The organism is Virgibacillus oceani (genome assembly GCF_014638995.1).
Lineage (GTDB): Bacteria > Bacillota > Bacilli > Bacillales > Amphibacillaceae > Virgibacillus_E > Virgibacillus_E oceani.
In genome coordinates this window covers 198,702-213,991 of sequence record NZ_BMFR01000002.1, presented here as the reverse complement: position 1 = coordinate 213,991, position 15,290 = coordinate 198,702, and the positions used below count along the sequence as shown (strand labels likewise).

The following is a 15,290-nucleotide window of genomic DNA, read 5'->3' as shown; positions in this document are numbered from 1 at the left end:
GGATATGGCAGATGAAATTAAACTAGTAGCATTAGATATGGATGGTACACTGTTAACTAGTGATCATGAAGTTTCGGAACGGACACAGGCAGCAATTAAAAAGGCATTGGCGAACGATATTCAAGTTGTGCTGAGTACTGGCCGTTGGCTAAACTCGTGCTATCCTTATGCAGAAGCATTAGGACTTTCTTCATTTTTAATTACAGTTAATGGTGGAGAAATTTGGACTGTAACAAAAGAATTGCTTGAGCGTCATTTAATTGATGCGAAGCTGATGGAGAAACTATATAAATTAGGTCAGGAAATTGGGATGAATTCTTGGATGTTTTCAACAGATGATGCTTGGCTAGGATCTGCTGCACCTGAAGATTTTACAAAGCATGAATGGCTAAAAATAGGATTTAACTCTACTGACAAAGATAAATTGGATAAGATTGTTAAAGAGCTTTCTTTTTATGAGGAGCTAGAACTTACAAATTCACTTCCAACAAATGTTGAGGTTAATCCAATTGGAGTAAATAAAGCGAATGCTCTTCGCAAAGTTTGTGATCGGATAGGCATATCCATGAACAATGTTATGGCTGTTGGAGATAGTCTGAACGATATTAAAATGATCCAGCAAGCTGGCGTTGGTGTGGCAATGGGAAATGCACAGGATGCAATTAAAAAGGTTGCTGATTTTGTTACAGACACAAATAATGCTGATGGTGTTGCAAAGGCAATTGAGCGGTTTGTTCTTTAACTCATTGTTTAGAATATAGGTATAGTTTAAGCTGTTTCAGGCAACCCTTGATATGGTGGACTTAATTATTGCAAAAGTATTAATTGGTCAGACTTTCATCCCTTTCTTTGTTTTCAGGAAAGGAGTATAATAGAAGTAGAACCATGAAAGGGGTTGCTGTAATGTCTTTTTCACGTGGGCCAAAAGAGCCTGTACCAGAAGTGGAAACAAATGTATGGTCCTGCACCAGTGATGATTGCCAGGGATGGATGAGGGAATCATACAGCTTTGAGGAAGAACCAGAATGTCCTTTATGTAAATCTTCAATGAAAAGGGAAGTACGCGTACTGCCTGAATTGAAGTAATATTAATCATTAAAGCTGAAGCTATTATATCCTTTAGTAAAAGTATTTATTTAACATTATATATTCTGTGTAGGATGTCCGTTCAGGCATCTTTTTTATATAGGCAACGACGTTGGGGAACCAGCGTCTTTTACTATATAGTAGCTTCAGCAAACTGGTCATAAACAAACCTTGGTTTACTTTTTGTAAGCCAGGGTTTTAATTTTTTAATCAAAATATCAAATTGTTGGAATAATTTGAAATAACTTGGTATAATCTTAACTAGATGCTCAACTAGTTTTCCTATCTATCTACTATTTGTAAGCGTTTACAAAATATGAGGAGGAATGTTTGTAATGAGGTATGCTAATCCAAACACAGACGGAGCTAAAGTAACATTTAAGGAGCGATATGATAACTTTATCGGGGGAGAATACAGGGCGCCTGAAAGCGGGAAATACTTTGAAAATGTGAGTCCAGTTACAGGTAAAGTATTTTGTGAGATTGCCAGATCAAATAAAGAAGATGTTCAGGCAGCTATTGATGCTGCACATGCTGCCAAAGATTCATGGGGAAAAACTTCCGTTACAGAGCGAGCTAATATGTTAAATAAAATTGCAGACCGTATGGAAGAAAATTTAGAAACATTGGCTGTTGCAGAAACATGGGATAATGGGAAGGCAGTTAGAGAAACGTTAGCTGCCGATATCCCGCTAGCGATTGACCATTTTCGTTATTTTGCCGGGGCAATCCGTGCACAGGAAGGCGGGATCAGTCAGATTGATAATGACACGGTTGCATACCACTTTCATGAACCGCTTGGTGTTGTAGGTCAAATTATTCCATGGAACTTCCCAATCTTAATGGCTACTTGGAAGCTTGCACCGGCACTTGCTGCAGGGAATTGTGTTGTACTTAAGCCAGCAGAACAAACACCAGCATCTATTCATGTGCTTTTTGATTTAATTAAAGATTTAATCCCGGCCGGTGTCGTAAATATCGTAAACGGTTTTGGTGTAGAAGCTGGAAAACCTTTAGCGTCTAACAGCGGTATTTCCAAAGTGGCTTTTACCGGAGAAACGACTACTGGACGTTTAATTATGCAATATGCCTCAGAAAATATTATTCCAGTTACACTTGAACTTGGTGGGAAGTCGCCAAACATTTTCTTTGAAGACGTAATGGATGAAGATGATGGATTCTTAGACAAAGCAATCGAGGGAATGGTAATGTTCGCACTTAACCAAGGAGAGGTATGTACTTGCCCTTCACGTGCGCTTGTTCATGAGTCAATATACGATAAATTTATGGAACGGGCAATTAAGCGCGTCAAAGAAATTAGAATTGGCCATCCGCTTGATACGGATACAATGATGGGAGCACAAGCTTCACAAGAACAAATGGAAAAAATCAAGTCGTATCTTGATATCGGCAAACAGGAAGGTGCAGAGGTTCTGGTTGGCGGTGAGGTAAACACACTTGAGGATTCCGAATTAGGTGAAGGCTATTACATTCAGCCAACTATTTTCAAAGGAAATAATAAAATGCGTATTTTCCAGGAAGAAATTTTTGGACCAGTACTTTCTGTTACGACTTTTAAGGAAAAAGAGGAGGCATTGGAAATTGCTAATGACACGCTATACGGCTTAGGTGCCGGTGTGTGGACACGTAACATTAATACCGCATACCGTTTCGGCCGAGGAATTGAAGCTGGTCGTGTCTGGACTAACTGTTACCACCAATATCCTGCACATGCTGCGTTTGGCGGTTACAAGAAGTCGGGTATTGGCCGAGAAAACCATTTGATGATGCTGGAGCATTATCAACAAACAAAAAACCTGCTTATAAGCTACAGTGAAGGTCCAGCCGGATTGTTTTAAAGGCAGCATTTCGTTTTGCTTAACAGGGGACTGTTGGACATTAGGGTGAGTAGTTTTTTAGATTACTCACTCCTTTTGGTTTAAGCTGGAAAGGGTGTGTAAATATGGTTGAACGAGTGACAGTTACAGATGAGGCATTAACATTAATTAATACATTAAAAGAGATGCATGGACCTTTAATGTTTCATCAATCAGGTGGATGCTGTGATGGCAGTTCACCAATGTGCTACCCAAGAGACGAGTTTCGTGTAGGGGAGTCGGATTATTTACTTGGTGAAATTGGCGATACCCCATTTTATATGTCGAAGGATCAATATGAATATTGGAAGCATACGCAGCTGATTATTGACGCTGTGGACGGACGTGGTGGAATGTTTTCATTGGAAGGTCCAGAGGGCAAGCGGTTCTTAACAAGATCAAGGGTGTTTACGGAGGAAGAGAGGGCGGAGTTAGGTGGTAGATAAAACAATGTATTAAAAATAGGCACATCGCCATTCCAAGCTTTTTGGGTGGCGATTTTTTTAATGATAAAACATACTTATATTATTGTAAAAAACAACACAATTAGGCGAACACCCACATATAGTATTATGAAGTCTCTACAAAAAAGGAAGTGTCCATGACAGATGATTTTTAATTATTACGTTACCGGCAATACTGCTGAAGGTTTCGTTAATTTCCTGGAATCAAATGTTGAAGGAATAGAAAAGCTCGTTATCCTTAAACACGCATCAAATAAATTCAAAACTATGGTTATGAAGCAGCTTATAAAAAATTATAAAACTACCGATGATATAGAGGTTTTAAACAGTCCGTTAGGCAACGATTACCTGGACGGTATGATATTGCGTGATAAGTCAATAGCCGTAATAGTTGATTCAATAGCAGCTAACTTAAAAGGTACTGAAATTAATTTAGAACCGCAGTCGAAGCAGCTTGACGATACTCACGCTTTAAATGAAATTCAAAAGTATACGCAGGAGGCATATTCTAACTTTGCAGCAGGACTTAACGTACATGATAAGCTTGAGGCAATCTATATCAATGAAATGAATTTCGATCGGGCAGACCAGCTTGCTTGGGAATTTAATGTAAAGTTGCTAAAGGATTATTCAAAACGCGATACTAGTAAAATAAAACATAGGCTTTTTGGAACTAATACTGCGGATGGGGTGGTAAATGTTGTACCGCAAATCCTCGATACTCTGTCAAAAAATTATTTTATAAAGGGCAGAGCAGGTACAGGCAAATCTACGTTCATGAAAAAAATTGCTTATGCATGCTCCGATCATGGATTTGACGTGGAACTGTATCATTGCAGCTTTGATCCTAACAGTATTGATATGGTTTTGGTAAGAGAATTGGACTTTTGCATTTTTGATAGTACAGATCCCCATGAGTTTTTTCCGGAACGTGATGGAGATGAAATCGTGGACCTGTATAAAGAATTGGTTACACCAGGGACAGATGAGAAATATGAAAAAGAAATTGCGGAATTAAACAGCCGTTACAAATCATATATGAAAAAAGGAATCAAAAGCTTAAAGGCTGCTGGTACCTATTTGGAAAGAAACGAAGAAAAATATATAGGTAATTTCTCGGATAATGAGATTGAAGCAGCAGCCGCGGACATAATAACTTTGATAAAGTAAGATGCTAGTATTGTCGCCGATTTGCTTTTCCGTAAAGAGGCGGCAATCGTTTTAGGTAGAAAAATGACGTAAGTACTATTAATCTATTTATTTCCAAAATTTACCCTTGATATTTCTCTTAAAATTATGTAAAATTAATTAACTGAAAATTACGAGTTTGGAAATAACTGGAGGTGGATTGAGTGGTAACTGTAAAAATGTTAAAGCCATACTATATTAAAGAAGATGAAAATTATGTACGCATTGTTTTGGCATATCAATATTTTGCTGTATTTATCAACAATAAGGTCTATCAATTTGTCCCAGTTGAAGCAAAGGAAATTCGTATAAACCGAAAGACGCAAAAAGTAGAAAATATAGAAGATAAATTTGCATTTCAAAAAGGAAAAGAGATCATTTACATTCCTATGGCTGAGCTTGTATCACTTCCTGATTTCTTAATTGAATTACACTCGATAGCAGAGCCTTATTATGTTAAAGAAGAGCAAGAGAAGATCGAACAAAAGAATGAAACCGCTATCATAATTGATGAGCTGGAACAAATAAATGTAAGGCGTTTAATTGATAAGGCACTTGATGAACGGGATGAAAAATCATTTCACTCGTTAGTTAAACTATTATAACGAAAAAAAGCATCCTTTTGGATGCTTTTTTATTTTCTAAAGGTTTACAGTTATCTGTATAGGGAATTGAAAAGATAAATTCTCTATGAAAAGGTGACATAAATGGTGGCCATAAAGAAATTAAAGCCTTATTTTATAAAAGCAGACACGAATATAGTACGTGTGCTTGTAGATTATGAATATTTCTCGTTAATTATTGATAAAGAAGTGTATCAATTTGTTCCTTTTAGAGCAAAAGAGATAATCGTTAACAGAAATACCAAAAAAATTGTCAATATGGATGCTGTTTTTACGTTTAAAAATGGCAAGGACATGATACATATCGGAATGCCGGAACTTGTATTGCTTCCAGATTTTTTAATTCAATTACACACCATTGTTAAGCCATACTATATAAAAAATAGCAGCGAAAATGATTCACAAATTACAAATAAAAACGTCATTATCATCGATGAGCTTGAACAGTTAAACATAAAAAGGTTAATAGACAAAGCGTTAGATGAACGGGATAAGGGACTGTTTTATAAGCTGGTAAAATTATTGTAACTGGATTCGTTGCAGCAGATGAATATAGTGTTTTAGAAGATAGAACAGAGAATACGGCAACAGCCTCTGTAATAAAATTACAATAACTGTTTAAACTAACGCTGGAATAACCAAATTGATATGATAATTTCGAAATAAAAAAGTTTATGTTAACATGCAGTTGTCGCGCCTGCGTTACGAAAATGATGTTTTCCTTGCTATTTGATATTATAGTGAGGTTTTTCTATTTGGTGGACTAATCTGTATATTGAAAAGATAACACGAAATTCAATTGTCAAAGGCGTTCATTTTATCAAGGAAGGTGTTAAAGATGGCAAAAAAAGAATCATCAGACTTCAAGCCATATGTTCCTGCAGCAGAGAAACGTCCTGAATTTACAGGTATGGCAATGATTGTCGGAGCGGTGTTGGCAATCATATTTGGAGCGGCTAACGCATATCTAGGATTAATTGTGGGGATGACTGTATCGGCATCAATTCCTGCAGCGGTAATTTCAATGGCGTTATTACGTGTAATTATGAAACGTACATCGATATTAGAAAACAACATAGTTCAGACGATAACGTCGACTGGTGAATCACTTGCAGCTGGGATCATATTTACGCTTCCGGCATTGTTTATTTGGCAATTGCAGCCCAGTTTAACCACAATTGCGATTATTGCCCTTGCTGGTGGAATCTTAGGAGTAGTATTAATGATTCCGCTCAGAAGAGCACTAATTGTCAATGAACATGAAACATTGCCATACCCGGAAGGAACTGCATGTGCAGAAGTACTTGTTGCAGGGGAAAAAGGTGGTTCTGGGGCAAGACTGATATTTGGCGGACTTGGAATTGGGGCGGCATTTAAATTTCTGACAGATGCAGTTAAGGCTTTTCCATCATCAGTAGAGTGGGAAATTTACAAGTTTAAAAATGCCGCCATTGGAATGGATACATTGCCAGCATTGCTTGGGGTCGGTTACATTATTGGACCGCGGATTGCTGCATTTATGTTTGCAGGTGGTGTTCTTGGCTGGCTTGGAATTATACCGTTGATCAGCTATATCGGGGACTTTGCAACGACTTCAATTTATCCTGCAGATATACCGATTAGTGAAATGGATTATCACGCAATATGGGATAATTATTTACGATATATAGGTGCAGGTGCGGTCGCATTCGGCGGTATTATTGGTCTTGTTAAAACACTACCAACAATTGCCTCATCATTCAGCGGTGCAATGAAAGGCTTTAAAGATTCAGGGGATACAGTAGATATACGTACAGATAAAGATATACCTATGTCACTCATTGTTGGTTTGACAGTGGCATTTATCGCAATACTTATTTTCTTTCCTGGAATTGAAATCGGAGTGATAGGTGCTGTTCTATTACTTATCTTTGGATTTTTCTTTGTAACCGTATCATCGCGGATCGTAGGTATTGTAGGAAGCTCATCAAATCCAGTTTCCGGTATGACAATTGGAGCGCTGATCTTTATTTCTTTAGTGTTATCCGCTGTTGGACATGCTGGAGAAGCAGGTATGGTAACGGCAATAATTATTGGGGCAGTTGTGTGTATTGCAGCAGCGATAGCCGGTGATACATCACAGGATTTAAAAACCGGGTATATTGTTGGTGCAACTCCTAAATGGCAGCAAATTGCACAATTATATGGCGTATTAATTACAAGTATTGTTATTGGATTTATTCTGATTCTGCTGGATAATGCATATGGTTTTGGCTCAACGGAATTACCAGCACCTCAAGCAATGCTAATGTCGATGGTTGTAGAAGGCATTATGAATGGGGATTTGCCATGGAATTTAATTTTTATAGGAATGGCAATTGCGGCAGTGGTTGAACTGTTTGGCATTGGTTCGCTTCCGTTTGCTGTTGGACTATATTTGCCAATTCATTTATCATCTCCAATTATGCTAGGCGGTATTATTAGGGGAATTATTACGCGCCGTACGAAAAACAAGGATGAATTGAAAGAGAAAACAGAACGTGGAGTTTTACTTGCATCTGGTTACATTGCTGGGGAAGCGCTAATGGGAGTAGTTGTTGCGTTAGTTGTAACAGCTGGAGTAACCCTTCCGGCTGAAACAATCTTTGGACCGATCGTTTCGGTAGTCGCGATGGCAGCGGTTGCATGGTATTTGTACTATACTGCGAATAAAAGCGTTGCCAAATAACGTTTTACTTTGGAGCCATCTCCAGAAATGGGGGTGGCTTTTTGATAGGTAATACAAATGCACAAATTTATGGCAATACGATCCAGTTAAAATAATATACGATCCGATTTGAAACAATACGATCCAAAAATAGTAAAATACGATCCGAATTGTATAAAACACGGTCCAGATCTCCATTTCCAGTAAATAAAAATTTTCGGGATAACCAAGTATAATGCAATTTTCTTATTCTGTATTACGGATGAAAACCACATGCGAATGAAATCAGCGAATTTATCAAACGCGGATTATGCCATAAAATCATCGTTCACGTAATGGTGTATTAACTAATCAGCCAAAAAGCTGGATAACATATACGTAACTGTTTATTAAGCAACGGCGGACAGTGAAGGAAATATGGTATCATTAAGTCGTGCAGATGGAAGTATAGGGTCTTTGGTAATGTGCAAGAAGTGAAATTTCATTCACCGTTAAAACTGATAGGGGGAATTACGTTGTTGCAGTGGAGGATATTTTTAGCGTTTTTTAGGATTGGAATGCTTGGTTATGGCGGTGGACCAGGATCTATTCCGCTAATACATAAAGAAGTTGTTGAAAAATATAAATGGATGAGTGACGAAGATTTTAGTGATTTGCTGGCGTTATCCAACACTCTCCCTGGCCCTATAGCAACAAAGCTTGCCGGTTATATTGGACATCGAATCGCGGGATTTTGGGGAATGCTGAATGCGGTTATAGCAACAACTCTCCCAACAATTGTTCTGATGATAGTGTTATTGGCTTCATTGTCTAGTATCAAAGATGTGGCATGGGTTGAAGGGATGACCGCGGCAGTTGTTCCTGTAGTTGGTATGATGCTTGCCGTTTTAACATGGCAATTTTTTGATAAGGCGAGAAAAGGAATGGGGTGGCTACAAACCGCAATCATGTCCGTGCTAATCTTTGTGCTGCTCTATTTTCTGAACATACATCCCGGAATATTAATTGGTGTTCTTATATTGTTTGCCTTATTTAAACCAAATAAAGCCTTTTTTAAAGAAGGAGGCAGCTCTTCATGAAGTATTGGCACATTTTCCTGGCTTTCTTTATTCCGGGAATTCTTGGCTATGGTGGTGGTCCTGCCTCGATTCCGCTCGTTGAAAATGAAGTAGTCAGTCGTTATGGATGGATGACAGTTCAGGAGTTCAGTGAGATGCTGGCACTTGCCAATTCACTTCCAGGCCCCATTGCAACAAAGCTCGCCGGGTATATTGGGTATTCGGAAGGCGGAATTTTCGGGTCAGTTATTGGGGTTTTCGCTGCTGTTGCTCCATCACTTGTAATTATGATCCTGTTACTTGGTTTTCTTCATAAATACAAAGATTCACCAAAAGTGAAGCGATTAACATTGTACGTTAGACCTGTAATTGCAATTTTACTCGGTGTGATGGCATGGCGATTTTTTCAGGAATCATATGAAGGCATTGGTTTATGGCAAATGCTTTTGATTACCATTTCCAGCTTTTTGCTAATTGAACGAATGAGGGTTCATCCGGCGTTCGTGATTGGAATCACACTCTTATACGGGGCATTGTTTTTATAATTGGAAAGCGGAATCTTTATTGAAAAAGATTCCGCTTTCCTACCTTATCGGATTTCTTTAAAAATGTCTGTAACTTTTTCAACTGTATAGTGGCTGCCACCTTTATCCTCAGTATGTTCGATCATCATTGCAATTAAAATATTTGGTTCCTCCGTAGGGTAAGCAACAAACCAGCCATTCTCCTGTCCAGAATCCTCTCCTGCCTTTTTCAGTTCGGCAGTACCTGTTTTCCCGGATAGCGGTATACCAGCTTCTTCTGCGGAGTGAGCAGTTCCCTTTGGAGAGGTAACTACCTGTCTTAACGCATCCTGGATAAGTGCTATTTGCTCTGTTGTAACAAGGTTTTCTTTCCAAATTTGTCCTGTTTCTTCTTTTTCAAGTAATGTTGGCTTGAGCATGTTTCCATCATTTAAAAATGGTGTATATGCCATGGCAAGATGCAGTGCACTCATTTGCATTTGACCTTGTCCGTAGCTCGTGTCCGCTAATAAAACTTCATCATTGATAGTACCATCATTCGCAACAGTCGACTTTTCTATTGGATATTCGAATGGAATGCCATCTCCACCAAAGCCGAATTGCTGGAAGCCACTAACAAGTGCCTCTGATCCCATTTCAATTCCTTTCATTGCGAAGTAGATATTATCAGAACGAATTAATGCATCCATAATATCAACCGGTCCACTTGATTCAGAGACACGACGGACTTTATAGTTTCCCCAGCCTTCACCATTGCTCCATGTTAAGCCACTGATTTTAACACCTTCACCAGGAACGATACTCCCGTTTTGCAAACCAATGGAAGCTGTTACTGGTTTAATTGCGGAGCCGGGCACAAATGTGGCTGCAAACCGATTAATTGTAGGATGCTGCGGGTCATTTTCCATCGCCTCCCAATTTGGTGCTCCATATAATATTTCATTTGGATCGAAAGCAGGGCTGCTGACAAGTGCTAAAGTTTCACCTGTTTCAGGATTAATTGCTGCTGTCGTCCCAGCATCCTCACCATACGAATTAAATATTTTTTTCTGCAGTTCTGCATTAATAGTTGTGACGATATCTTCACCGTCTTTAACCGGTGTTTCAGCGAGTACAATGTCTTCTTCGCCTTCTTTTGAAACAACAATTTTGATTCCCTTTTGTCCCTTTAATTGTTCTTCGTATAATTGTTCAAGGCCGCGGTAACCAATTATATCGTTTGCAGAGTACGTACCGGGTTCTTGTTTTTCCAATTGTTCCGCGGTTATTTTGCCAACATACCCGACCAGATGTGCTGTTGCCTTCCCATAAGGATATACACGTCCGATCACCTCACGCCCGCTGACAGAACCTAATTCCCAAAGCTTGTTTAATATTTTTTCTTTAGTTTTAGGCATTTTGGCAATTGGTACAAAAAGGTTTGGTTTAACCCAATCGGCATTTAATCTGGAGTTTATATCATCAATTGAAACGCCAGTTAAATCAGAAATTTTTTCTTTCATTTTCTCGGGATTATCTCCAAGTTTTTCGGGCACAATTCCAATTTCATAGACGGTATCATTTTTGGCTAACGCCTGTTGATTTCGATCATAAATTTCCCCTCGCTCAGGAGATTCAGTTTGAAACCTTATTTCACCACCATCTTTTATTGCTGGAAAAATAAAACCAGGATCCCATTGAACATACCAGTTTTGCTTGTCTTCTTCACCCTCCAGGATCAGGGTGGCGTCGTAATCAAATGAAATTGGTCCAGCAATGGTTTGCATTTTTACTGAAAATGGAAACGTTGCTTTTCCTTCATCCATTGCATTTTTTAAAGATTCTTCATCTAATTTTTCATAGGTGACTTTTAAATCGGATACCCCTAAATCATCATAGATTTTTTTATACCGGTCAACGAAATCCTTGGTTGGGTAAGTATCTGTTGATTTCTGAGATAGTGTATCGTACATTTCGTTAAATTTCTGCTGATTCCATTGCTTTACATACGTGTCAAAACGTTCTTGCGGTGTAACCTCATCATCTGAACAAGCTGCCAGAATTAAGAAAAGAAATATGGAAAAACTTATTGCTATTTTCTTCATATGCTCCCCCTCGATCTTGTTATACTCCATTTTATCCTATCATTTTACACACCTGAAATTAATAGGAAAGTCACTCTGAATAGTAATGCAGAATGACTTTCATATATATCCTTATTTAGCTTCCATATGATTTTTAATTTCGGTTTGAATACGATTCATTTCCTCATCTGGGACGACATAATACCAAACCCCATTGATCATATCTCCGTTTCCGCTAATCTCCAGTGTTTTAATGTTATTTCGTGTGTTCCTATAATCACTAAACAATGTCTTCATACGATCCATGTTTAGATCCGTTTTTACGTTACCACCCAATATGCCAAGAATCTCTCCAACTTTTGTTATGCTTGAAAAACTTGCTGCTTGATCCATGGCAGCCTTAATTACAGTACGTTGACGTTCATTCCGACCCAAATCGCCACGTGGATCATTTTTACGCATACGAATATACTTTAGTGCTTCTTCTCCATCAAGGTGTATTCCTCCAGTTGGGAAGTTTTCCCCGCCCTGAGAAAATGCTTGATCATTTATAACTGTTACACCACCTAATGCATCAATCCCTTGTTGAAAACCTTCCATATTCACTTTTACATAAAAGTGAACTGGTACATCTAGTGTATCTTCGACGGTTTGTATGGACAATGCTACATCACCGAAAGCATATGCATGATTAATTTTATCCATTCCCCGTCCCGGAATGTTAACGTATGTATCACGCGGAATGCTTAGCATTAACATAGAATTCGTTTTTGGATTTAATGACATAAGTATCATCGTATCGGAACGGCCTTTGTCATTTTCCCGTTCATCAACACCGAGAAGTAAAACGTTTAATGATTTAGACGATGTTAAAATAGATTCTATTTCCTTTTGGCGTTCTGGGTCATCATCTCTTTCTAAAGGTTCATGCATGACATCAACAGTGTCTCCAACCTTATCATATAAATAATATCCATAACCTAGGGCAAGAAGGATTGCAAAACCAATTATTCCGCCAACCCAATACGGCCATTTGCGTTTTTGTTTTTTATGTTTTTTTTCTGTTCTCGTTTCCACAGATATTCTCCTCTAGTAAAAAAAATAGTACATCTTGGCTAAATTATACCTAACTGTCTGTGTTTCGTCTATGGATTAACTCTCTACTGGGAGTGCAGTAATAATGTATCGATCCGGTGCGTTACCAATGTAGGTAAATGGGTAACAAGTGGTCACGGTTAAAACTTCCTTAGGAGCTGTTGATTTGATAATTGTTCGATCATTTGCATCTACTACTTTTGTATCAACAATTTCGTACGAAAAATCTCCATATGGCAGCTCCACCGTAAGAATATCACCTAATTCCAGCTCACCCATCCGGCGAAATACGGTGTCGCGATGCCCTGACAAAACAATTTGGTCTTTTTGTAATGGATAAGCAGTTCCCTTATAATGGCCAACACCCCGTTCAAGCTCGTCTTCGTCTGTTCCTTCTACTATAGGAAGATCCGAATTCAACCTGGGAATATACAAAATTCCTACCGTATCTCCTGCTTTGGGCATATATGTTTTGGCTGTTTCTTCTTTTGTATTGGAGGCTTTTGGATGGGCTGAAGTTTCATTCGTTAATAAAGCTTCAGCTTCAGATAAACTATCCTGTTGGGCCTTGTTTGTTTTAACGAGCTGGTATCCGCCAAAGCTTATGAAAATCAGTCCAATTACTATAAGCAGCATGGATAATTTTTTCATAGTAATCGCTCCTAATCATTTCGTTATTTCAAGTATATAGATATTCGGTGGCATTTAAAACAGTGAAATATTAAAATATTTTTTAACTTGCGAATAAATGGTATAAAATGCTCATAATATGATCAATAGGCAGTTATCAATATTTATATTATCTGATTTTTACAAAACTAGTTCTATTCTGACAAAACAAGACACCCAATATCCTATTCAAATATAGTATAGTAGACTTATACTAAATCTATATTCCTCAGAAAAGGGCTAACTTATTGAAAAGTAAGGGCGCAAAATCACAGGTCTAAGGCACTAGGCTATGGCGGCTGGGTTACCTGGAAATTTAAAATGGGGGACGAACGATGACAAAGGTAGTAAAAAAGACTGTTCTTGATAGTGAGTGGATTGATTTAATGAAGGAGGCAAAAACAATCGGATTAACGATTGATGAAATCCGGCTATTTTTAATCCAGGTGGAAAAAGGGGAGTAAAAAATTTTTAAAAGAAGATGTGCTATATATAGAACCATGCACCATTTTGTGATATACTCTTCATAGAAAGAAGGTGTGTGGACTTGATCGGTGAAAAAATAAAACAAATACGCCAAGATAAGAAGATGTCGATGTCCGAACTTGCTGAAAAAGCTGGTGTAGCTAAATCCTATTTAAGTTCCATTGAACGAAACCTTCAAACAAATCCATCGATCCAGTTTATTGAAAAAATTGGGGCAGTGTTGGGTGTTTCTGTAAACGAATTGATTCGTGAAGATAATATGATGCAAGCAGAGGACCAGCTAGATGATGAGTGGTTAAAGATCGTTCAAGAAGCAATGGAATCCGGAGTATCCAAAGAGCAATTTAAAGAGTACCTTGAATTTAATAAGTGGAGAAATAAACAAGGGTAAGTTAATAGAAATTCCAGACCGTATAGCTATTAGGGCGCTTACGGTCTTTTTATTTTCAAGTATCGTTAAAAATGAAACATAGAAATCCGAGATTTTATCAGATTGGGTGACTATATGCAAAAATACTTATACTGGCTATTGCCAATCTTTTGGATGGGAATTATTTTTTATTCATCCGCAACTCCATATGAGGATCAGGACATCAAACCTCTTTTATCGAACTCACTTGATCTTTCATTCTTAGTTCCTTTATTCGATTGGATTTCATTTTCCTATCATCATTCTGAAGTAAGCATTGATGCACTCGGGATTGCTGGGTTTATGGAATTCTTTTTTCGTAAAGGTGCACATTTTACTGTATTTTTTGTTTTAGCTTGTTTATTGTTTATAGCGATAGGGAAAACAACCGAAATTGGCAATAGGATAACATTATTTATCTCATTTTTAGTGTCGGTTGCATATGCTGGAATAGATGAACTTCATCAAGGATTTACTGCCAATCGGACACCGTACGTGGGAGATGTTATCATAGATGCATTTGGTGGCGGGACTGCATGTTTATTACTTTTCCTTTATGTATATAAATACGGCAATCTAACGACACAAAAAGAGTGATAATAACGTATTCTATCAATAGGAATAAAATAAACTGAAGAAAATCTAGCAAATGACAAATTTCGACAACATTTATAAGCAGTTTATGGTATGATAGTCCCGGAGTCTATAGAAACATGTTATAATTAAAGGCGGTAATAAGTAATGGGAGAGCAAGAACGTTATAAAAAAGTGCTGCGTAAAATGATTGATGAGACTGAGAATTTTAAGATTCAATCATCGGAAGAACTGATCAAAGCTTTAATTCATGAACTTAAAGAAAGCAGTCCATTAGCAAGGAACATAAATATACAGTCAAAATAAAATAAAATGTTACAAAATACAAGAACTGCAATTCCAGCCGTTAGCTGGAATTGCAGTTCTTGCTAATTGTAGGCATTTAACAGCTTTAGAAGAACATGGATAGTATCCAAAAGTCGATTATTTTACAATTCGTTTACAACTGCGGAATAGAGAAAGCATTAA

17 protein-coding genes and 1 riboswitch are annotated in these 15,290 nt (G+C 37.8%); of the genes, 14 read left to right on the top strand and 3 right to left on the bottom strand.

Annotated features, from left to right (window positions below; all coding sequences use genetic code 11):
* Nucleotides 1-4 precede the first annotated feature (4 nt).
* The 10 genes from IEV74_RS04615 (at nt 5) to IEV74_RS04570 (ending at nt 9,527) form a co-directional block, all read left to right on the top strand.
* Nucleotides 5-742, top strand: a complete 738-nt coding sequence (locus IEV74_RS04615; RefSeq protein ID WP_188454165.1) for a Cof-type HAD-IIB family hydrolase — start codon at nt 5-7, stop codon at nt 740-742.
* A 161-nt stretch (nt 743-903) separates the two neighbouring features.
* Entirely contained in the window at nt 904-1,086 is a 183-nt protein-coding gene (locus IEV74_RS04610; protein WP_188454164.1) for a cold-shock protein, read from the top strand.
* A 335-nt stretch (nt 1,087-1,421) separates the two neighbouring features.
* Nucleotides 1,422-2,945: an aldehyde dehydrogenase gene (gene adh, locus IEV74_RS04605; protein ID WP_188454163.1), complete on the top strand. Its 1,524-nt coding sequence runs from the start codon at nt 1,422-1,424 to the stop codon at nt 2,943-2,945.
* Nucleotides 2,946-3,049: 104 nt separating this feature from the next.
* Nucleotides 3,050-3,409, top strand: coding sequence for a DUF779 domain-containing protein (locus tag IEV74_RS04600; protein WP_188454162.1), 360 nt, complete (start codon nt 3,050-3,052; stop codon nt 3,407-3,409).
* 162 nt (nt 3,410-3,571) lie between these two features.
* On the top strand, nt 3,572-4,597 hold the full coding sequence (locus IEV74_RS04595) for a hypothetical protein (RefSeq protein ID WP_188454161.1): 1,026 nt from the start codon (nt 3,572-3,574) through the stop codon (nt 4,595-4,597).
* Nucleotides 4,598-4,779: 182 nt separating this feature from the next.
* A complete protein-coding gene (locus tag IEV74_RS04590) occupies nt 4,780-5,220 on the top strand; it encodes an IDEAL domain-containing protein (protein WP_188454160.1) in 441 nt (146 codons plus the stop codon).
* Between the two features lie 102 nt (nt 5,221-5,322).
* Nucleotides 5,323-5,766: an IDEAL domain-containing protein gene (locus IEV74_RS04585; protein WP_188454159.1), complete on the top strand. Its 444-nt coding sequence runs from the start codon at nt 5,323-5,325 to the stop codon at nt 5,764-5,766.
* Nucleotides 5,767-6,076: 310 nt separating this feature from the next.
* Nucleotides 6,077-7,945, top strand: a complete 1,869-nt coding sequence (locus tag IEV74_RS04580; protein ID WP_188454158.1) for an OPT family oligopeptide transporter — start codon at nt 6,077-6,079, stop codon at nt 7,943-7,945.
* Between the two features lie 536 nt (nt 7,946-8,481).
* On the top strand, nt 8,482-9,003 hold the full coding sequence (locus IEV74_RS04575) for a chromate transporter (protein ID WP_229683071.1): 522 nt from the start codon (nt 8,482-8,484) through the stop codon (nt 9,001-9,003).
* On the top strand, nt 9,000-9,527 hold the full coding sequence (locus tag IEV74_RS04570) for a chromate transporter (RefSeq protein ID WP_188454156.1): 528 nt from the start codon (nt 9,000-9,002) through the stop codon (nt 9,525-9,527). The genes IEV74_RS04575 and IEV74_RS04570 overlap by 4 nt, the downstream gene beginning before the upstream one ends.
* A gap of 44 nt (nt 9,528-9,571) precedes the next feature.
* On the opposite strand, the gene IEV74_RS04565 is transcribed toward IEV74_RS04570, so the two are convergent.
* The 3 genes from IEV74_RS04565 to srtD form a co-directional block, all read right to left on the bottom strand.
* Entirely contained in the window at nt 9,572-11,590 is a 2,019-nt protein-coding gene (locus IEV74_RS04565; protein WP_188454155.1) for a penicillin-binding transpeptidase domain-containing protein, read from the bottom strand.
* A gap of 111 nt (nt 11,591-11,701) precedes the next feature.
* The gene (locus tag IEV74_RS04560; RefSeq protein ID WP_188454154.1) at nt 11,702-12,646 is read right to left on the bottom strand and encodes an LCP family glycopolymer transferase; all 945 of its coding nucleotides are present in this window, start codon (nt 12,644-12,646) and stop codon (nt 11,702-11,704) included.
* A 75-nt stretch (nt 12,647-12,721) separates the two neighbouring features.
* Entirely contained in the window at nt 12,722-13,315 is a 594-nt protein-coding gene (gene srtD, locus IEV74_RS04555) for a class D sortase, LPxTATN-specific (RefSeq protein WP_188454153.1), read from the bottom strand.
* Nucleotides 13,316-13,561: 246 nt separating this feature from the next.
* A riboswitch (cyclic di-GMP riboswitch) is annotated at nt 13,562-13,645 on the top strand.
* A gap of 23 nt (nt 13,646-13,668) precedes the next feature.
* On the opposite strand from srtD, the gene IEV74_RS04550 reads away from it, so the two are divergent.
* The 4 genes from IEV74_RS04550 (at nt 13,669) to IEV74_RS04535 (ending at nt 15,128) form a co-directional block, all read left to right on the top strand.
* Nucleotides 13,669-13,797: an anti-repressor SinI family protein gene (locus IEV74_RS04550; protein ID WP_188454152.1), complete on the top strand. Its 129-nt coding sequence runs from the start codon at nt 13,669-13,671 to the stop codon at nt 13,795-13,797.
* Between the two features lie 83 nt (nt 13,798-13,880).
* A complete protein-coding gene (locus IEV74_RS04545; protein ID WP_188454151.1) occupies nt 13,881-14,210 on the top strand; it encodes a helix-turn-helix domain-containing protein in 330 nt (109 codons plus the stop codon).
* Nucleotides 14,211-14,324: 114 nt separating this feature from the next.
* A complete protein-coding gene (locus IEV74_RS04540) occupies nt 14,325-14,825 on the top strand; it encodes a VanZ family protein (protein ID WP_188454150.1) in 501 nt (166 codons plus the stop codon).
* A 144-nt stretch (nt 14,826-14,969) separates the two neighbouring features.
* Nucleotides 14,970-15,128: a hypothetical protein gene (locus tag IEV74_RS04535; protein WP_188454149.1), complete on the top strand. Its 159-nt coding sequence runs from the start codon at nt 14,970-14,972 to the stop codon at nt 15,126-15,128.
* Nucleotides 15,129-15,290 lie beyond the last annotated feature (162 nt).